The sequence below is a fragment of the Psychrobacter sp. DWR1-2-3 genome (assembly GCF_049896465.1).
Taxonomy (GTDB): Bacteria; Pseudomonadota; Gammaproteobacteria; order Pseudomonadales; family Moraxellaceae; genus Psychrobacter; species Psychrobacter maritimus.
Window position 1 is genome coordinate 18,246 of sequence record NZ_JAFCUJ010000008.1, and the last position, 18,696, is coordinate 36,941.

An 18,696-nucleotide genomic window follows, 5' to 3' on the forward strand; every position below is an offset into this window, starting at 1 on the left:
CTACTCCTCGACTAGCGCATTGATAAGAGTTTCCATTTCCATGGAACGTGAGCCTTTAAACAGCACCGTACAAGGCTGCGCTTGCTGTGCTTGTAAATAAGGCTGTAAATAGGCCAATAAACTGTCTTTATCAGCAAAGGCATGGGCGTTGATAGCAGAAATCTCTTTTGCGCCTGCCACCGTATAAGGAGCATATTCACCAACACACAGCAGCACATTGATGCCAGTGGTCGCAATCGTACGACCCAAGCTTTGATGCTCGCTGACCGCCGCTTCTCCAAGCTCGGCAATATCACCGAGTACCATCACTTGCGTACCTGTCTGCGCCGCAAGCACCTTAGCTGCCGCTCGCACCGAATGCGGATTGGCATTATAAGTATCATCAATCAAACGATGCATACCGAGTAGTTGGCTGTTTAAGCGCCCCTTAGCAGGACGGGCATTTTCAAGTCCGACGACGATATCACTGATATCGATATTTAACGCATGGGCACAAGCAGCAGCGGCCAAGGCATTATTGACATTATGCTCGCCCGCTAACGGCAGATTGATATCATGGACTTGGCTGCCAATATGCAGCTTAAACTCGCTGCGTTCAGGTTCAACATCTAAATGGCTGGCACTGACATCGGTATTACCAAAGCCAATCACGTGAGAGGTATGCTTTTCAGCGATACGGCGCAGCTTATTGGTAAAGTCATCTTTATCAGGAACGATAGCGTACTGCGTGTCATTCAAAGTATGGTAAATCTCAGCCTTGGTTTGGCAAATGCCTTCACGGCTGCCAAATTCCCCTAAATGCGCGGTGCCAATATTGAGAACACAAGCGACATCTGGCTTTACAATCTCAGTAGTATAAGCAATCTCACCAATATGGTTAGCGCCCAGCTCCAAAATCGCATAGCGATGATGATCGGATAATTCGAGCAACATCATCGGCACACCCAAGTCATTATTTAGGTTGCCACGGGTAATCAGCGTCGGCGCCAAGCGTCCAAAGATACTACCGAGCATCTCTTTGCAAGTGGTCTTGCCGCTAGAACCAGTGATGGCAATCACGGTCAAATTTTTATGCTGCTGACGACGATAAGCTGCCAATTGTCCTAACGCTAAACGCGTGTCATCAACAACTAATTGTGCAATATCAGCAGAAATAGGACGTGAAACGATAGCTGCAACCGCACCTTGTTCGATGGCAGTAGCGATATAATCGTGACCGTCAAAATTATCACCGCTGAGCGCTAAAAAGATATCGCCGGCTTTTATGGTACGGGTATCGGTAGCGATACGAGTGCTGCTAATGGGTTTGTTTGTGCTGTGTGTGTCCGTGCTGTTATTGCTTGATGTTACTTGACCGTCAGCAAATTGCCAATGTCCACCCAGTGTTGCGGTTGCCGCAAGCAGATTGTCTACTTGCCAAACATACAGCCCTTGCGACTGAATGCTGTTATCGTTGTCGGCTGTCATAATGATTACCTTATATATGATGACTACTTATCTTTGATATTTAATGATATCTGTTTTTTAAAAAGTACAAAAAATGAGGCGCAGGCGCTATTATTTATCTATAAAGGCTATACGCGCCCTGCTTGCTTTAAAGCATTTTGCAAAATAACACTGTCGTCAAAATCATAACGAACATGGTTAATTTCTTGATAGGTTTCATGACCCTTGCCCGCGATAACGACAATATCATCAGGCGCTGCTTGATTGACTGCATATTCAATGGCGGTTTGGCGCGCCGGTTCGATATGGGCTCGCTGATATTGCTCGTTTGTCATGCCCGCTTGCATATCTTGCAAGATTACATTTGGGTCTTCGGTACGTGGATTATCCGCCGTCAATACAACGTTATCGGCGCCTGCCAATCCCGCTTGTGCCATCAATGGGCGCTTGCCAGCATCACGGTCGCCGCCACAACCAAATACTGCCCATAGCTGACCTTTGCAATGGGTTTTTAGGCTGGCAAGCACTTGGCTTAACGCATCAGGCGTATGCGCATAATCAACAATAAAACAACCATCATTGGAGGGCACACGCTGCATACGTCCAACGGCACCTTGTAGCTGCGGGATAACGGCCGCAATGCGCTCAAGGCTAATTCCTAAGGCTACGGCAGCGGCGATAGCAGCCAGCAAATTGGCAACGTTAAAACGCCCGAGTAATGGGCTGACGATATTAATGCTATTGGTTTCTTTGTTTTTAAAATCAGCATTATCAAAGTCACTGTTACCAAAATCAGTACGCAGCGCAATCTCAACACCTTGCAAACTTGGCTTGATTTCAGCGGCAACAAAGGTCGCAGATTTTGCTGGGTCTAAACTATAGGTCCAAACCGTTAATTGGCTTGCTTGTGCGGTATCGAGCATAATCTGTGCATGCTCGTCATCGATATTGATAATGGCGTGGGTTAAGTCGGGAAAGTGCGCTTGATCAAACAGCTTGGCTTTTGCCGCAGCATACTCTGCCATATCGGCATGATAATCTAGATGATCACGGCTCAAATTGGTATAAATCGCCACCGATACTGGCATACCTTGTAAACGTTGCTGATCCAAACCGTGCGAGCTGGCTTCCAATGCCAATAATTCAGCATTCTCTGTACCCATTTGATATAAGAACTTCTGTACCGCTAAGGCATCACCGGTGGTATGGCTGGCTTGCACTAAGGCGCCTAATCTGCCGTTACCTGCTGTTCCCATCACGGCGCTACTCATGCCAGTTAACTGCGTCAATTGCGCCACCAATTGGCTGATAGTGGTTTTGCCATTGGTGCCCGTTACTGCGACGACCGTTGGCAAACTCACAGGCTGCTGATATTGCAAACGCGCCTGAATCAAGTCACCTAAAAAATCACGGATATTGGCCACATATAATACGGGGCAAGGCAGGCGGTCCAATTGCTGCTGTGCGATAGATTCAGCATTATCATCAGTCAAAGCAAGATTGGCATGCGGCGGTAAATTAGCTTTAGTAAGTAAAGCGCGCGGGTCAATTTCTGTTAGGATAAACGCCGCATTTTGCGCGGCTTGATAGAGGTAATCACGACTTTTTTGACAGTTTGGCGCATGACTTTTTAATAACACAAAGACGTCGTTGGCTGCCAACTGACGGCTATCTAAGCAAAACTGCTCAAATGGGATATTGGCAAGCGATGTTTTTAGATTGGGCAACTGACTGTTAGATGTAGTTATCAGCGTTGTCAATGCTTGTGCTAGGCTTTGTTTGTCTTTATGGTTCTGCCTATAACTGTCGCTGGCTTCAATCAGCTGTTGCAAGGTGACTGTGGTGCTGCTTGGCGACGAGATAGACGGGGTCATTGGCAAATCCTAAACGGTTAAAACGCATCAAATGGTTAATAGCTGAATATTTAAAAAGATTACTTTTTTACCTACTGTTCTTCGGTTTTTAACGGCTTATCTAACGGCACATTATACAAACGCAGCGCCTCTTTCATGACGTTATGAAAGACAGGAGCGACGGTTAAGCCCGCATATATCTGACCACGCGGGTCTTCGATAAGTATCACACCGACCAGCTTAGGATTAGACGCTGGGGCCATACCGGCAAAGACGTTACGATATTGGTCGGTATAGTAGCCACCTTTTGGATTGATACGGCGCGACGTTCCTGTTTTACCAGCAACGCGATAACCATCGATAGCAGCACCCTTAGCCGTACCACCCGGTTCGGTGACACTTTCCATCATTTGTACGATAGACATGGCTTGCTCATGTGCCATGATACGCTTACTGGGCGGCCGCTCGCCATCTTTGGTCAGCGTTAATGGATGCATAACCCCGCCTGCTGCCAGCGCCGAATAGGCCTGTGCTACCTGCGCCAATGTCACTTGCAGACCGTAACCATAACTGACCGTCGCCCGTCTTGAGGTTTCTTTCTCTTTTGGCGTCACGACAAGTCCACTGCCCTCACCGGGGAATTGCAGCGGTGTTTTTGACCCAAAGCCAAACTGTTTTTGCATATTGGTAATGGCATCAGGCGGCAGTGATAACGCAATCTTGGTCGAGGCCACGTTACTAGACTTCTGTAGCAACGTACCCAGAGTAATGCGACCTAGATTATTATGATCGCGAATCGTATAACCACGCACACGGATAGAACCAGGATTGGTATCAATCAATGACGTCGTCGTATACTTGCCTGAATCTAAAGCGGCGGCAACAGTAAATGGTTTCATTACCGAACCGGGCTCAAAGACATCAAGCAGCGCCCGGTTACGTTGGTTTTCACCGGTCATCTCATTGAGATTGTTGGAGTTAAATGATGGCCACGTCGATAGAGCAAGCACTTCACCGGTTTGCACATCGACGATCATACCCGTTGACCAGCGCGCTTTTTGCAAGCGGCCGGCTTTTTCCAGCTCTTTATAAAGCAAGTACTGCAAGCGCGAATCAATCGTTAACGCCACGTCTTTACCGGGTATCTCTGGTTCAATCTGCTTAATTTCTTTCAAACTGTTTTGCTTGGCATCTTTGAGTACCAATACTTTACCATCATCGCCCGCCAGCTCAGTTTCATACTGACGTTCGATACCAGCGCGGCCTTCATAACCGCCTTCAGGATCATCGGCGTTTTGGCCCATAAAACCTAACAGCTGCGAGTTCGGTTGCGGCTGCGGATAATAGCGCTGGAAGAAGTTTTTCTCATAGACGCCCGGAAAATCAAGCGAGCTGACGCTTTGAGCAATCTCAGGGGTGACTTTATTAAGTAGTGGCAGATAATGCGAGCCTGCACCCGATGGTAGCGCCGCTTTAACGGCTTCCTCATCGGTTACATCAATACTGTCATCGATAGCCGTGACTTTTTTAAGCTCAGTGACTGAGATATTGGCCGCTGCTGCAAGGGTGGTCAAATCCATATTATCCAAGCGCTTTTGCATACGCGCGACCAGCTTTGGACTATCGGGATTGGTCAAAATAATGCGTTTAAGCTCGTAATATTCGCGCGCATAATCATGCGGGCTAAAAGAAACCGTCGCTAGAGGCGCACTGACTGCTAATGGCAAATCATTACGGTCGGTAATCATACCGCGATAGGATTTTTGCGTGCGCACGCTGGTGATAAGCTCGTTACCTTTATCTTGGTAAAATTGAGCGTTGGCCACTTGTAAATAATAAGCACGGCCGATAAGCCCTACCAAAATCAGCAGCGCCAGTGCCCAAATCATACGAAAACGGTTTTTATCTTGCTCGACACCGCCACGAGAGGAGGCACCAGACGCTTTACCCAAAAAGGCTCTTTTACTTTTTAGGTTTTTAACACTGGTATAAGCGCCCTGCTCTTCGTTCTTTTTGAGGCGACCAAAGAGCTTGGCTTTACGGCCATCACTGGTTTTATTGTCAGGCTTGCTACTCGTTTGCCCAGATTTGGCAGCACTGGCACGGCGTAACGGCTTGGTGACTTTGCCGCTGGCTGGTTTTTTGTTGTTATTCTTAGCGGCAGCTTTATCACTATTGGCATTGGATTTTTTATCACTCATCGTCCAGCCTCCGCTGCATCAGCATCGTTTGTAGGAATCTCAGGAGATAAATCCGTAGAAGCCCGTGGCTCGATGACTTCAGTCTCAGCTTTATTTTCATCTGCGCCATCAGACTCAACGACTGGCGCTACTGCAACTGCCGCGCCCGGTTGGATAATTAGCTTGTCTTTGAGGGTTGGCGAAAACATACCCAGTTCAGCAACGGCACGACTGGCAATTTGCGGGGTCGCACTAAAGGTTTGCTGCTCGATAAGCAAACGCTGATGTTCTACTTGCAGTTTGCGCTCTTGTTTTTTCATGTCTTGCAAGGTTTTATAATCCTGATGATATTGCTGCACGCCTTCGGCAGTTTTGATACCGCTCCAGATAATTGCTGCCGCCAATAGCAATAATATGGCCACGTAAATACTGACCATATTAAATCGGCGCACAAATAATTCGCCAACATCGGTATTAGGAGGCATTGCGGCGCGGCGGTTTACAGGTTTGTCAGATATTGCCATGACGATCTCAAAAAAGTGAACTTCAAAATATAAAAAGCGCTAACCATTTGCGAGTGATCACACCCTCATGAGCCATCAGCACCATCAATAAAAACAAATAAGAGTAGAAATAAAACAAAACCAAGCAAAAAAGTAACTGCTGAGCCTAGCAGAGAATGTTTACAGCTTTTTAACAGCCGCGTAATCATTAAAACATTCAGTCATATTCTAACCACATAATTTAATAGGAATATCTATGGCTGAACGTCTGCTACATAATCAGTATCGGTACGGGTTGCCAGTCGTAACCATGCACTACGCGAGCGCGGATTTTTGCTGATTTCTGCTTTACTAGGGCCGACGCGTTTGGGCTTGCTAAAATAACGCGGACGCTTCGGCGGCATCGGCAAATTCTCATCTTCTGGATACTGACCTTTACTATGACGCTGCAAAAACTGCTTAATACGGCGATCTTCTAAGGAATGAAAACTAATCACCGCCAACTGTCCGCCCGACTTTAAAATCGGAATGCTTTGCTCTAAAAAGTCGTCAACATCGCCAAGCTCATTATTAATGAAGATACGCATCGCCTGAAAACTTTGCGTCGCCGGATGCTTACCGCGTTGCCAGTTTGGGTGCGCGACTTTTATCACTTCTGCCAGCTCAAGCGTCGATTCATAACTGTCCATTTGCTTGATCGCACGGGCAATACGGCGGCTATGGCGCTCTTCGCCGAACTCATACAGCACATTAGCCAGAGTCTCATCATCGACTTTTTCTAGCCATTCAGCAACCGACTGCCCGCGGCTGGTATCCATACGCATATCGACTGCACCATCACGCATAAAACTAAAACCGCGACTGCCATCGTCAATTTGTGGCGATGAGATACCCAAATCCGCCATTAATCCATCAACTTGCGTGATACCCATTGCCGCTAGGCTATCAGTCAAGGTCGCAAAGCTGTCATGCACCACTTTTACGCGACTGTCGCTACTTGCCAATTCATGAGCAACGCTAATGGCCGTTGGATCTTTATCAAAAACAATCAAGGTTGCGTCATCGGCCAGCTGACTTAATAACAGTCGACTATGGCCGCCACGCCCAAAGGTTGCATCGACGTAGATGCCACTCATTTGTAAGCTATTCTGTCCTGCGTCGTCTGTTTGCTTGGGCAGTGATTTGACACCCAATACCGCGGCGACCGTTTCTTGCAATAGCACCGCATCATGAACGAAACTTAATTCATCAGAAGTGGTTTGCTCTGTTGCAGCAGCTACAGACTCTTGAGCGGGTGAATTAGCAACATCGTTTTCGATAGCAGGCAGATGAGCCACCGACTTAGCGTTATCAGTGGCTGACGAAGCGGTTGTTTTAAGATTTTGCTTACTTTTTGGCTTATTATTCGATATGGACACAAACGACTCAGTAGATGACGACCATTTTGGTCAGTAATAGTAAAAAATCAGATGAAAATAAACAAGTTATGACTTGTCTAACATTATTATCGCAAGGATACACTGGTAGTCAAGCGCTAGACGGGCTTTTCGTTAAAAATATCCCATCTCTCTGTTATACTAGCGCTATATTTTACGCTATTTTTCTACCTTGACGGCTATTGTTTGTGCCGTATTTTTTGTTCAAACTTGTCATTCACATTTATTATTAATGCTTTTAATCGCCATTTTTCACAGCCATATTCATTAACCACCCTATTCTGAGAATTTTATGATGCAATCATCGACTTCAACCAACAGCACGCGCCCTGTCCGTACTCGTATCGCGCCTTCACCGACTGGCTTTCCGCATGTCGGCACCGCTTATATTGCGCTATTTAATTTAGCCTTTGCCAAAGCCCACGGCGGCGAATTTATTTTACGTATTGAAGACACCGACCAAACGCGCTCGACCGAACAATCTGAAAAAATGATTTTGGATGCGCTACGTTGGGTTGGTCTTGACTGGAGCGAAGGTCCAGATATCGGCGGTCCGCATGCGCCTTATCGTCAGAGCGAGCGTAGCAATATTTATAAAAAACACGCCGAGCAGCTTATAGAAAACGACCATGCGTTTCGCTGCTTTTGTAGCAGTGAAGAGCTTGATGCCATGCGTGCTGCGCAAATGGCCAATGGTGAAACGCCGCGTTACGACGGTCGCTGTGCCCATTTAGCACCAGAGAAAACCGCGCAATTGGTTGCTGAGGGCAAACCAAACGTCATTCGTATGCGTGTGCCAACCGAAGGCGTCTGTCAAGTACATGACATGCTACGCGGTACGGTTGAGATTCCTTGGACACAAGTCGATATGCAAGTGCTGCTAAAAACTGACGGCATGCCAACTTACCATCTAGCCAACGTTGTCGATGACCATTTAATGGACATCAGCCATGTGTTGCGCGGTGAAGAGTGGCTCAACTCTGCGCCTAAGCATCAGCTGCTTTATGAGTATTTTGGTTGGGAGATGCCGGTTCTTTGCCATATGCCACTGCTACGTAACCCTGATAAATCAAAGCTGTCTAAACGTAAAAACCCAACCTCTATCACTTACTACCGTGATGCCGGCGTGCTACCTGAAGCGCTGCTCAATTATCTTGGTCGTATGGGCTACTCTATGCCTGACGAAGCGGAGAAATTTACCTTAGAGGAAATGATTGCCAGCTTTGATATTCAACGTGTGTCCCTTGGCGGTCCTATTTTCGATATCGAAAAGCTCAACTGGCTTAACGCCGAATGGCTACGTGCGCTAACGCCGGAAGAACTCAAAAACAAAATCCTCGACTGGGCAAGCAACAGTGACAAGCTAACCGCTATCGCCGCTGCTATTCAGCCTCGCATCGAGTTACTGTCTGATGCGGTCAATTGGGGCGGTTTCTATTTCCAAAACTTACCTGCTATCAATGCTGAGAGCTTTACCCATAAATCTCTGACGCCCGAGCAAATTACAGAGATGCTGCAACTGGCGCTTTGGCAGCTAGAAACCTTGCCAACGTGGTCAGAAGAAAACATCTACGCCACCCTAAAAGGTCTTGCCGCCCATCTTGATATTAAGATGCGTGACTTTATGGCGCCATTCTTTATCGCTATCGCTGGTAGCACCTCATCGACGCCTGTCATGAATTCTATGGCAATTATCGGCGCTGATATGACCCTGACGCGCTTGCGCCATGCGGTTGATGTACTGGGTGGCCTTGGTAAAAAGAAACTGAAGAAACTTGAGAAACAAGCAGCAGAATTGCCCGACTTCTTAGCTGATAAATAGTTTGGCAGCTGAATAGTTTTTTACTTGTTAATTAAAAATTGGATTAATAAATAATAAAAAGGGGTCAGGCTGAACTGACCCTTTTTTACGTTAATCTCAGCATTTAAAATTTAACACCTTCATTGGATATAAATATGGCCGCCAAAACCGTCACGATAGAAAGCAAAGATTATGTCTTTAATACCCTCAAAGAAGCGCAGAACTACTATGATGCCATCGTAAAAGAGCTATACGACGCAAAACTTACCCTGACAACCGGTCAAGACTTTGAAGATTTAAAATGGATATACAGCACCTACTGTAAGTACACCAAGCAGAATTTAGATAAGTTAAGCAATTCTGACATTGTTGGTTTTAAGGGCATAAGTACTGTACGAGAAAAAGGCGGTCAATATATCCCAACGGAATGCTGTGCCATCATTTTTTCTGACAGCAGCTCTAATTGTACGGAAGAAGAATTCTTTACCGATAAAGCCCTAAAAGAGATTGCCATCAAGCAAAATCCACGTTAATTTAAGCTTATTCAGCCGCTAAAATGGCTTTAAACGCTTTTTTTTGCATATTTATGCATTATTTTTCAAATAGCAGTTGACAAGACTGCCGGTCTTACATAAAATACGCACACTCTTAGCGAGGGGCTATAGCTCAGTTGGTAGAGCACTTGCATGGCATGCAAGGGGTCAACGGTTCGACTCCGTTTAGCTCCACCATACTATTTATCGCAACGCTCAGTATGACTGAAACTTGATATAAATACTCGCTAGTAGGACGATATCAGCACCTAGGCACAGCTTGCTCTGTTATTAATAGATAAGCTCTCTGATATTGTGAAGTACCGTTGTAACCATTGGTTATAACACTCTATGCGTCCCCATCGTCTAGAGGCCTAGGACACCGCCCTTTCACGGCGGTAACGGGGGTTCGAATCCCCCTGGGGACGCCACTATTCGGCGTCACTTATTAGCACTTTTGCTTAGCACCTTTTAAGCATCAGGTTAGACTAATAAGCGAACAATAAAAAAGCCCAGTCATCATATGGTGACTGGGCTTTTTTATGTCTGTGGTTTTTAAAAATGGCTATCAAGGCTGTATAAGTCCTTGGGAATATTGATAGAATGCAATCTAATGGCGCTCTATAAACTATAGATATTTGAAGCTATCACAAGGATGTATTGGCTATGTTTGGTATTGAGAATTATCTAGGGTTTGTCATGGCAGCCATTTTGCTAAACCTAACCCCTGGTAGCGATAGCATGTATATCATCACCCGTAGCATTTCACAGGGCAGCCAAGCAGGGTTTTATTCTGTGTTAGGTATCATCTCAGGCATTTTAGTCCATACGTTGTTAGCAGCGCTGGGCTTGTCCATCATTTTGGCCAATTCCCCACTGGCTTTTATGATCGTCAAATATATTGGTGCTAGCTACTTATGTTATTTGGGCGTAAAAATGCTTATGAGCAAGCAGCAGCCTTTGATAGCCGAGAGTTTACAAGAAAACGAAAAATCTTCGTCCGCTAAGACTCTAGATCATTGGCAAATATATAAACAAGGTATACTCACCAATACCTTTAATCCAAAAGTCGCATTATTCTTTTTGGCATTCTTCCCGCAGTTTATCGATGCCAGTTATGCTTATAGCATGGTGTCGTTTATCATTTTAGGATTGACCTTTGCTGTTACTGGCTTTATATGGTGCTCCTGCTTAGCATTACTAGCGTCGAAGTTTAGTGAAAACCTAAGAAAGAACCCCTCTATCGAAGTCATTTTAAATAAAATAAGCGGTGTGGTATTTATTGGCTTGGGGATTAAACTGTTGACTGAGAGGGGTTAATCATTAAAAAGACACACTATCCACTCAATAGGCTTTTACAGACATAAAACACTCCACTATATATTGATTGACGTCCATATTTTTAACTATAAAGGCTTTGAATACAAAAACTTAGGATTATATTCATAGTTGACGATATAGATATATTGAGTCAATATTAAAGGATAGCAGTGGTTATCAATCTTGATACCATGAAATTAAGGAGAGCACTCATGAAAGCGTTTTTTATGAAAGTATTTTTCTTAGGTCTATCTGGCTTATTAATCAGTGTCCCTGCACAGGCTGTTAGTGGTTATCAGAACGGTAACGGCACTTGTATGAAAAAAGATGGGAGCGGGCGTCTATGCTATAAAGAAGGTAAAGGTGTTCCTCAACCTCACTGCGATGTATGGATTGAGGGCGGGTCTCACTGCGGCCGTAAAGGCATAAGCGGTAGTCAAGATGGCATAGTAGAAAGGATTTATCACAAAGAAATCTCAACAGTCGATGGTTCAAAACCTGATAACCGTAAGACAATCGATTCAAAATCAGTAGAGTCCATCCGTTAATCTATCAAAAGCAAGAAGCACATAATAGAAAAGCCCAACCCCCATTTCAATGGGGGTTGGGCTTTTTGTCATATTAAACCTAATTAACCATTACGCAGTGTTTTTACTGTCTGCAGCTAGTTGACGCAATACATAGTGCAATACACCGCCGTGACGCACGTATTCGCGCTCTTTTGGCGTCTGTAGCATGACATTGACATCAAAGCTCTCAGTTGAACCATCGGCACGTGTGGCCGTAACCTTGGCGGTTTTGCTTTCGCCATTATTAAGACCTGTGATACTAAGCACCTCAGAACCGTCTAAATTATAGGTCGCAGCATTTTCACCGTCTTTAAAGGTTAATGGCAACACACCCATACCGACTAAGTTTGAGCGGTGAATACGCTCAAATGAGCTGGTCAATACCGCTTTTACGCCGAGCAAAATCGTACCCTTCGCGGCCCAGTCACGACTAGAGCCAGAACCATATTCTGCCCCGCCAAGTACCACGAGCGGACGCTTTTCTTCTTTATACTTCATCGCCGCATCATAGATAGCCATTTCTTGACCGTCTTGTAGCGTAGCGCTATCGCCGTTGAAGTAATAAGTGTAGCCGCCCTCTTTACCGCCCATCATAGTATTTTTGATGCGGATATTGGCAAAAGTACCGCGCGTCATGACCGCATCATTACCACGGCGTGAGCCATAGCTATTGAAGTCGGCTTCCATTACACCGCGCTCTTGCAGGTACTTACCCGCAGGAGAATTAGCATCGATATTACCGGCTGGTGAGATATGGTCAGTGGTGATTGAATCACCGAATAGACCCAAGATACGCGCGCCTTCGATATCGAGGATACCTTCTGGCTCCATGGTCATACCATCAAAGAACGGTGGGTTCTTAATGTAAGTCGACTCTTCACTCCATGGGTACAGCTGGCTATCGGCTGAGCTAATGGCGTTCCATGCTGCACTACCGTCAAACACTTCACCATAGTTTTTACGGAACATATCGGCGTCGATATTATTGGCAATCAGCTCATTAATTTCTTCTGACGTTGGCCAGATGTCTTTTAGGAAGACATCATTACCGTCGTTATCCTGACCTAGTGGATGCGTGGTTAAGTCAATATCGACAGTACCTGCCAGCGCATACGCAACAACGAGCGGTGGTGACGCCAAATAACTGGCTTTGACGTGTGAGTGAATACGACCTTCAAAGTTACGGTTACCTGAGAGTACAGCTGCGGCAACCAAATCGCCTTCTTCGATAGCCTCTTCAATCGCCCCTAATAGCGGACCTGAGTTACCGATACAAGTGGTACAACCATAACCAACTAGGTAGAAGCCGATTTTCTCGAGCTCATCCATTAGCTGAGATTTTTCAAGATAATCAGTCACCACTTTTGAGCCGGGAGCCAGTGAAGTCTTAACCCATGGCTTAGCCGTTAGACCTTTTGCAGCGGCTTTTTTCGCCACCAGACCTGCACCTATCATAACTGCTGGGTTTGAGGTATTGGTACAAGAAGTAATCGCCGCGATAACGACAGAACCATCACGCAATCTATACTCTTCATCTTCGATTTTGACCGTGCAATAAGTACTGCCTTCCGCGCAGAAAGGATTGGGTTTTGCCGCGAGCGTTTTTGCTTGATCTTGCTTACCGCCTTCTTCATCAAAGCGTACCTTGGCTTCAACTTCTTTTTTACGGTCTTTGGTCATCGCCGTTAAGGTTTCACCAAATTTTTCATGCATATCAGATAGATTGATACGCTGCTGTGGCAAGTTCGGACCGGCAAGTGCTGGCTGTACGGATGATAAATCCAACTCTAACTTACTTGAGTAAGTCGCTGCTGGCGTATCGGCATCGTGCCATAAGCCTTGCGCTTTGGCATATTTTTCAACCAGCTCAATCTGGTTTTCTTCACGACCTGACAGACGTAGATAATCAATCGCCATTTGGTCAATCGGGAAAATACCACAAGTCGCGCCATACTCTGGTGCCATGTTGGCAATGGTTGCACGATCAGCAAGTGGCATACTGTGTAGACCTTCGCCGTAAAATTCGACGAACTTACCAACCACACCATGCGCACGTAGCATTTCAACCACACGTAATACCAAATCCGTCGCGGTGACGCCTTCGGTTAATTTACCCGTCAGCTCAAAGCCAACGACTTGTGGAATCAGCATCGATGATGGTTGACCAAGCATTGCGGCTTCCGCTTCAATACCGCCAACACCCCAACCAAGGACGCCAATACCATTAATCATCGTGGTGTGACTGTCCGTACCAAACACGGTATCAGGATACGCAGTCAGCTCACCGTCGACATCAGCAGCCATTACCACGCGGGCTAGATATTCAAGGTTAACCTGATGCACAATACCCGTTGCTGGTGGCACGACGACAAAGTTTTTAAAGGCATTTTTGCCCCAATGTAAAAACTCATAACGTTCATTGTTACGTTTAAATTCAATCTTTTCGTTTAAATCCAGTGCATCTTCGCGGCCATAGGCATCGACTTGTACAGAGTGGTCAACGACCAATTCACTTGGGATAAACGGGTTAATTTGCTCAGCGTTACCGCCAAGCTCAACGACTGCATCACGCATCGCTGCCAAATCGACCACCGATGGTACACCGGTAAAATCTTGCAGGACCACACGCGCTGGCATAAAGGCAATTTCTTTTGACGCTTCTGCACCTGCGTCCCAATTGGCAACCGCTTCGATGTGATTTTTGCCGACAGATTGGCCATCATCTTCATTACGTAATAGGTTTTCTAAGACGATTTTCATACAAAATGGCAGCTTACTGATGTTCTCGTAAGTGTTGGTCAGCTTTGGCAGGCTGTAATAAGCGTGCTCCTTGCCATCGACCGAAATGGTGTCTTTTACATTAAAAATATCACTCATGGTAGCTTCCTTATCGTTGTTATAGATCCTGAACATAAATGACTCTTGAACTAATATGACTATCAATCAATAAGCATTTATGCTGATAACTGGTGGCTAAATAGATGGTGGTTTAGTTGTTCTTAAATTAAATGGCTTTGTTAAATTGAATGGCTATATTTAATTACTAACAAGCGCTAAATGTTTAACAATAGCCAACTGTGCTTTTTCTTTAACAAACCCTGTGTTAATAACGATTTTATTAATACAGCGACGTTAACAAAAGTTATAAGTATCTGTTTAGCGTTTAACAGTAACGCTCTTTTACCATAACAAATAACCCGCCCTTTGTTAACGTCTAGATGGTGTTGAATCGTGGCACAATCGTAAACGCGGCAATGCTTTAGCGGATAAGGTTTAACAGTTAACTGGCAAGGTATGAACTTATCTTTTATTTTTGACGGCGACGACCGCTACGAAAGACTTGGCTGTCATCATAAAAGCTCGAATTGGCATTTTCTGCCCAATAGTGCGGCACACCCAAAATGGGTAATGGAGACAGTTTGCGCGGTGTCACATCCGGCTGTGATAATAATACCTCCATATAATCAGCTACTCTTTTATCCAAATGACTAATGCGCTCAGATAGCGATAAGGCAAAAAAATCTTGCGTGACATTTATCACGATACTATGGGCGCATGATTTTTTGCGTGGCTGAAGTAGCTTCTCTAACAGTGCATGACCAAAGATATAAACTGCCGCCTGAGAGTCGCTATTTAGCGCTTGTGGTTTATCCCACTTGTCACGCGGTGCAACCAAACTTGCCTGCCAATCGAAATCAACCAATGCCTTACCGATACTTGCATCAGCGGTGACTAATATTGCGCCATTTTCATCAAATACGGTAATGGTATCGCGGACACGCCCGCGACTGGCACCAATACCTTGTTGATTAATTTCAAGCATATGATAATAATTCAGCAAGGCTTTGGTCTTGGGAAAGGTTAGCCAAATGCTACCGTTAAATAAATCATGCAAATTATCGCGGGTTGGAATATTACCAGTCGTGCCGATCAAACTCTCGTACGCCTCACCTTCTGGCAACGCATTTTGTGAGACAAATCGTAAGGTTTGGGCTTGATTGTTTAGTGCAGGTTTGGTTTGCGGTAGTGACTGAAGTAGGTCATCAGCCTGTTGCTGCAACGCTGTATTTAAAACTTTAGCAATAATATCAGGCGTATTTTCAATTCTATCTGTCTGAGCAGGCTCATTTTTTAAGCCACTTAGCTTTGTGATGGCTTTACTTATATAGCCTAACTGATTTAAGTGACAGAGCCATGGCGCTTGCCAGTCAATAGCAGCAAAGCTGTCATCAAGCGTGCTGGCGCATACAGACGGGTTATTAATAGAAGCGTCAGAAGAAGCAGTTGGATAAGTCTTAGCAGGTAAATCAGTAGCGATCATGTTCACTATCTCTATTAGACGACTGGCTTTGCTATGGTATCATGGAGCGCTTTTTTACGGCTAGACAAGCCGCTCGAAATAACGTTTTCGCGCTACTTATTGATGAGTTTTTATGGCAAATTTTAACACCCACTTAAATGTTGCATTCATGGTCAGTGGTACGATGAGTCTAACAGTTTATAAAGCCGGATTGATTGATGATTCAGGGTTCTTAATGTGCGTGGCGCTCGGTACCATCGGTGGGTTGCTGCCTGACTTGGATTCTGATAATTCAACGCCGATTAAGCTTGGTTTTAATATTACCTCGTTTATTTTTGCCTTTGGTCTGGTGATGCATTGGCGTAGTGAGCTGAGTTTACTGGCGCTGATAGCGTTATGGTTGGCCGGCTACGGCTTTATGCGTTATGTGGTATTTTCGATTTTTACTAATATGACCGTGCATCGCGGTGTCATACATTCGGTGCCCTATATGGCGATAATGGGGCTTGGAATGACCTATGTCAGCTACGATATTTTAGACTTACCGTTAACGGTTAGCTGGTTTTACGGCTTGTTTTTATTCGGCGGCGCGATGGTACATTTGGCATTGGATGAGCTATATAGTGTGAATTTATCCAATATGAAAATGAAGCGCTCATCGGGTACAGCGATGAAGTTCTATCAGCATAAAGACAAATGGTGGTATCTGCTACTGTACGTCATGCTTGCGCTCTTGGTGTATTTTGCGCCGCCATTTGCTGAGTTTTGGCAGCAGCTACGTGACCCCACGCCTTGGGCAAAGCTTAAACTCGGCCTATGGCCAGAATTGATAAAAAACTGGCTCAATTGAAATCTACACCACTAAAAAATGAATAATAACTCGAGTAAATAATGTCAATTTCCCTACCAATCTGCCCTTGCCAAATTAATCCATCATCGGATGACATTAGCGCACCGTTACTTTATCAAGACTGCTGTCAGCCTTATCATGACGGGCTTTTAAATAACGAAGCTGATAAAATTGACGGTGCAAAGCCAGACTCTGCTGAACGATTGATGCGCACGCGTTATAGTGCCTTTGTCTTGATTAAACCAGAATACATCGTCAAGACGACGCTCCCCGCGCAGCAAAAATTGCTAGATATTCAGGCTATTGAGTCTTGGGCAAAAGAGACGGTTTGGGCAGGATTAGAGATCATTACGCATACGCCAAAACTGGGTAAACGCCATGCGCAAGTTGAGTTTAAGGCTTACTTTAAGACGTCTAATGAGTTACAGGCGCATCATGAATTGTCTGCCTTTGTAAAAGTAACAGACAAAGCGAACAATGATGTGCGTTGGTACTTCCTCGACCCAACAGTAGAAATGACTGTCACCCAAAAACAGCTATGTATTTGTGGCTCAGGTGAGAAGTTTAAGCGTTGTTGTGGCACTTATATCTAACTGATATTTAATCAACGTTAAATACTTGCCAATTCTAAACACTCGCTCCAACCGCGCGTGCCACCGCAATGCCTTCCTCAATGGTTAAAAACTTACGCTGACTTGGACTGTCTTTATAAATGACATCACCATCTTGGAATATTAAGCATTCATTGGCTGCCAACTGTTGCCATTTTTCATTTTCAGTCAATGGCACGGTGACTAGAATTGTTACTTTGTCGCTGTCGGTAGTCACATCGCTAAAGTTAATGGCCAAATCGTCATCTGCTAATTTTGCTTCACCAAATGGCGCTTGACGCGTGAGATAAAACAATAAGCTACCAGCATAAGCCAATTGCCATCGACCGTTTGAGATTAGGCAATTAAATAAGCCATTAGCTGATAAATAGCGACATTGGGTGGTTAAAAAATTAAACAGCGTTTGATCATCTGGGCGAGTTTTAAAGCTGCTTTTTAGGCGATTGACCAAATAGCAAAACGCCATTTCAGAATCGGTATTACCGACTGGCTGGCAATGTGAGGCATTGCCATTGTCTTGCAAGCGCTGACAGCGTTTAATAAATTCGCTATTCATCTGTCCGTTATGGGCAAATACCCACTGCTCGCCCCACACTTCACGGACGAAAGGATGGGTATTCGCCAAGCAATTCTGCCCTTGGGTCGCCTTACGGATATGGGCAATCACGTTCATCGCTTTAATTGGATAATTATTAACCAAATCAGCAACGGGCGACAAATGACTTGGTCGATTGTCATGAAATAGACGCAGACCAGTCGAGGCATTGTCCGACTTTTCACTATTAGAGCTGTCACTATTGGCGCATTCACTGCGCTCGAAAAACGCAATGCCAAAGCCATCTTCATGACTGTCAGTCATGCCGCCGCGACGACGAAAGCCTGCAAAGCTAAAACCTATATCGGTTGGGGTATTACAGTTCATTCCTAAGAGTTGACACATTTATACTTCACCGCCGTTGTTGTCGTCTTTTGCAGGATTTAAAGTAGGGTTTAGAGTAGCTTCTGATGCTTCATCAAACATCTCATAAGGCGTGGCCCCATCGGTGTCAATATTCGCCAAGATACGCTGCGCATGCGCCAAATCCGTATCCTGTATCCACAGCACAATCCCAGAATTCATACCGGGCATGGCGCTCAGCGGTTGCAGAGACACCGTAATACCGTTATTACGCAGCAGATTGGCATGTAGCTCGCCTTGCATATTGGTATCGTAGCGTGCCAGTTTGTGCCAGTTATCAACTTGATCGGTCATGGGATCCGCCTTTATGGTTTTGATACAGGAATGGTCGAACAA

15 protein-coding genes and 2 tRNA genes are annotated in these 18,696 nt (G+C 45.2%); 8 read left to right on the forward strand and 9 right to left on the reverse strand.

Annotated elements, in window-relative coordinates:
* The 5 genes from ACP7AA_RS11765 to rsmH form a co-directional block, all read right to left on the reverse strand.
* Entirely contained in the window at window positions 1–1,467 is a 1,467-nt protein-coding gene (locus ACP7AA_RS11765; protein WP_426223669.1) for a UDP-N-acetylmuramoyl-tripeptide--D-alanyl-D-alanine ligase, read from the reverse strand.
* Between the two features lie 107 nt (window positions 1,468–1,574).
* Complete coding sequence (locus ACP7AA_RS11770) at window positions 1,575–3,320, reverse strand: UDP-N-acetylmuramoyl-L-alanyl-D-glutamate--2,6-diaminopimelate ligase (RefSeq protein WP_426223670.1); 1,746 nt, start codon at window positions 3,318–3,320, stop codon at window positions 1,575–1,577.
* 71 nt (window positions 3,321–3,391) lie between these two features.
* Complete coding sequence (locus tag ACP7AA_RS11775) at window positions 3,392–5,500, reverse strand: peptidoglycan D,D-transpeptidase FtsI family protein (protein WP_271134443.1); 2,109 nt, start codon at window positions 5,498–5,500, stop codon at window positions 3,392–3,394.
* Window positions 5,497–6,003 carry a cell division protein FtsL gene (gene ftsL, locus ACP7AA_RS11780; RefSeq protein ID WP_426223671.1) on the reverse strand — a complete coding sequence of 169 codons (507 nt, stop codon included), beginning with the start codon at window positions 6,001–6,003 and terminating at the stop codon, window positions 5,497–5,499. The genes ACP7AA_RS11775 and ftsL overlap by 4 nt, the downstream gene beginning before the upstream one ends.
* A gap of 233 nt (window positions 6,004–6,236) precedes the next feature.
* Window positions 6,237–7,301, reverse strand: a complete 1,065-nt coding sequence (gene rsmH / locus ACP7AA_RS11785) for a 16S rRNA (cytosine(1402)-N(4))-methyltransferase RsmH (protein WP_426223706.1) — start codon at window positions 7,299–7,301, stop codon at window positions 6,237–6,239.
* A gap of 409 nt (window positions 7,302–7,710) precedes the next feature.
* On the opposite strand from rsmH, the gene gltX reads away from it, so the two are divergent.
* The 6 genes from gltX (at window position 7,711) to ACP7AA_RS11815 (ending at window position 11,620) form a co-directional block, all read left to right on the forward strand.
* Window positions 7,711–9,240, forward strand: a complete 1,530-nt coding sequence (gltX, locus tag ACP7AA_RS11790) for a glutamate--tRNA ligase (RefSeq protein WP_426223672.1) — start codon at window positions 7,711–7,713, stop codon at window positions 9,238–9,240.
* 134 nt (window positions 9,241–9,374) lie between these two features.
* On the forward strand, window positions 9,375–9,752 hold the full coding sequence (locus ACP7AA_RS11795) for a hypothetical protein (RefSeq protein ID WP_413500916.1): 378 nt from the start codon (window positions 9,375–9,377) through the stop codon (window positions 9,750–9,752).
* Between the two features lie 122 nt (window positions 9,753–9,874).
* A tRNA-Ala gene (locus tag ACP7AA_RS11800) sits at window positions 9,875–9,950 on the forward strand.
* 157 nt (window positions 9,951–10,107) lie between these two features.
* Window positions 10,108–10,183: transfer RNA gene (locus ACP7AA_RS11805), tRNA-Glu, on the forward strand.
* Between the two features lie 235 nt (window positions 10,184–10,418).
* Window positions 10,419–11,072 (forward strand): LysE family translocator, encoded by a 654-nt coding sequence (locus ACP7AA_RS11810; protein WP_426223673.1) that lies wholly within the window; start codon window positions 10,419–10,421, stop codon window positions 11,070–11,072.
* A gap of 212 nt (window positions 11,073–11,284) precedes the next feature.
* Window positions 11,285–11,620 carry a hypothetical protein gene (locus tag ACP7AA_RS11815; RefSeq protein WP_413500914.1) on the forward strand — a complete coding sequence of 112 codons (336 nt, stop codon included), beginning with the start codon at window positions 11,285–11,287 and terminating at the stop codon, window positions 11,618–11,620.
* A gap of 90 nt (window positions 11,621–11,710) precedes the next feature.
* Here ACP7AA_RS11815 and acnA read toward each other — a convergent pair whose 3' ends face one another.
* Complete coding sequence (gene acnA, locus ACP7AA_RS11820; protein WP_426223674.1) at window positions 11,711–14,518, reverse strand: aconitate hydratase AcnA; 2,808 nt, start codon at window positions 14,516–14,518, stop codon at window positions 11,711–11,713.
* Between the two features lie 430 nt (window positions 14,519–14,948).
* Window positions 14,949–15,962, reverse strand: a complete 1,014-nt coding sequence (locus ACP7AA_RS11825; protein ID WP_426223675.1) for a DUF3025 domain-containing protein — start codon at window positions 15,960–15,962, stop codon at window positions 14,949–14,951.
* Window positions 15,963–16,074: 112 nt separating this feature from the next.
* On the opposite strand from ACP7AA_RS11825, the gene ACP7AA_RS11830 reads away from it, so the two are divergent.
* Together ACP7AA_RS11830 and ACP7AA_RS11835 are read left to right on the forward strand one after the other, a co-directional pair.
* On the forward strand, window positions 16,075–16,791 hold the full coding sequence (locus tag ACP7AA_RS11830) for a metal-dependent hydrolase (RefSeq protein WP_426223676.1): 717 nt from the start codon (window positions 16,075–16,077) through the stop codon (window positions 16,789–16,791).
* A 41-nt stretch (window positions 16,792–16,832) separates the two neighbouring features.
* Complete coding sequence (locus tag ACP7AA_RS11835) at window positions 16,833–17,384, forward strand: YchJ family protein (RefSeq protein WP_426223677.1); 552 nt, start codon at window positions 16,833–16,835, stop codon at window positions 17,382–17,384.
* A gap of 34 nt (window positions 17,385–17,418) precedes the next feature.
* Here the strand turns inward: ACP7AA_RS11835 and ACP7AA_RS11840 are convergent, their stop codons facing one another.
* Both ACP7AA_RS11840 and ACP7AA_RS11845 read right to left on the reverse strand, forming a co-directional pair.
* Window positions 17,419–18,342: a class II glutamine amidotransferase gene (locus tag ACP7AA_RS11840; protein ID WP_426223678.1), complete on the reverse strand. Its 924-nt coding sequence runs from the start codon at window positions 18,340–18,342 to the stop codon at window positions 17,419–17,421.
* A complete protein-coding gene (locus ACP7AA_RS11845) occupies window positions 18,343–18,654 on the reverse strand; it encodes a hypothetical protein (protein WP_227671010.1) in 312 nt (103 codons plus the stop codon).
* Between the last annotated feature and the right edge of the window lie 42 nt (window positions 18,655–18,696).

Excerpts from the sequence above, each read along its gene's own strand:
- ACP7AA_RS11835 (WP_426223677.1), top strand. The coding sequence starts at position 16,833 with ATGTCAATTTCCCTACCAATCTGCCCTTGCCAAATTAATCCATCATCG.
- ftsL (WP_426223671.1), bottom strand. The coding sequence starts at position 6,003 with ATGGCAATATCTGACAAACCTGTAAACCGCCGCGCCGCAATGCCTCCT.
- acnA (WP_426223674.1), bottom strand. The coding sequence starts at position 14,518 with ATGAGTGATATTTTTAATGTAAAAGACACCATTTCGGTCGATGGCAAG.
- ACP7AA_RS11795 (WP_413500916.1), top strand. The coding sequence starts at position 9,375 with ATGGCCGCCAAAACCGTCACGATAGAAAGCAAAGATTATGTCTTTAAT.
- ACP7AA_RS11840 (WP_426223678.1), bottom strand. The coding sequence starts at position 18,342 with ATGTGTCAACTCTTAGGAATGAACTGTAATACCCCAACCGATATAGGT.
- ACP7AA_RS11815 (WP_413500914.1), top strand. The coding sequence starts at position 11,285 with ATGAAAGCGTTTTTTATGAAAGTATTTTTCTTAGGTCTATCTGGCTTA.
- gltX (WP_426223672.1), top strand. The coding sequence starts at position 7,711 with ATGATGCAATCATCGACTTCAACCAACAGCACGCGCCCTGTCCGTACT.
- ACP7AA_RS11810 (WP_426223673.1), top strand. The coding sequence starts at position 10,419 with ATGTTTGGTATTGAGAATTATCTAGGGTTTGTCATGGCAGCCATTTTG.
- ACP7AA_RS11825 (WP_426223675.1), bottom strand. The coding sequence starts at position 15,962 with ATGATCGCTACTGATTTACCTGCTAAGACTTATCCAACTGCTTCTTCT.
- ACP7AA_RS11770 (WP_426223670.1), bottom strand. The coding sequence starts at position 3,320 with ATGACCCCGTCTATCTCGTCGCCAAGCAGCACCACAGTCACCTTGCAA.
- ACP7AA_RS11830 (WP_426223676.1), top strand. The coding sequence starts at position 16,075 with ATGGCAAATTTTAACACCCACTTAAATGTTGCATTCATGGTCAGTGGT.
- ACP7AA_RS11845 (WP_227671010.1), bottom strand. The coding sequence starts at position 18,654 with ATGACCGATCAAGTTGATAACTGGCACAAACTGGCACGCTACGATACC.
- ACP7AA_RS11765 (WP_426223669.1), bottom strand. The coding sequence starts at position 1,467 with ATGACAGCCGACAACGATAACAGCATTCAGTCGCAAGGGCTGTATGTT.
- ACP7AA_RS11775 (WP_271134443.1), bottom strand. The coding sequence starts at position 5,500 with ATGAGTGATAAAAAATCCAATGCCAATAGTGATAAAGCTGCCGCTAAG.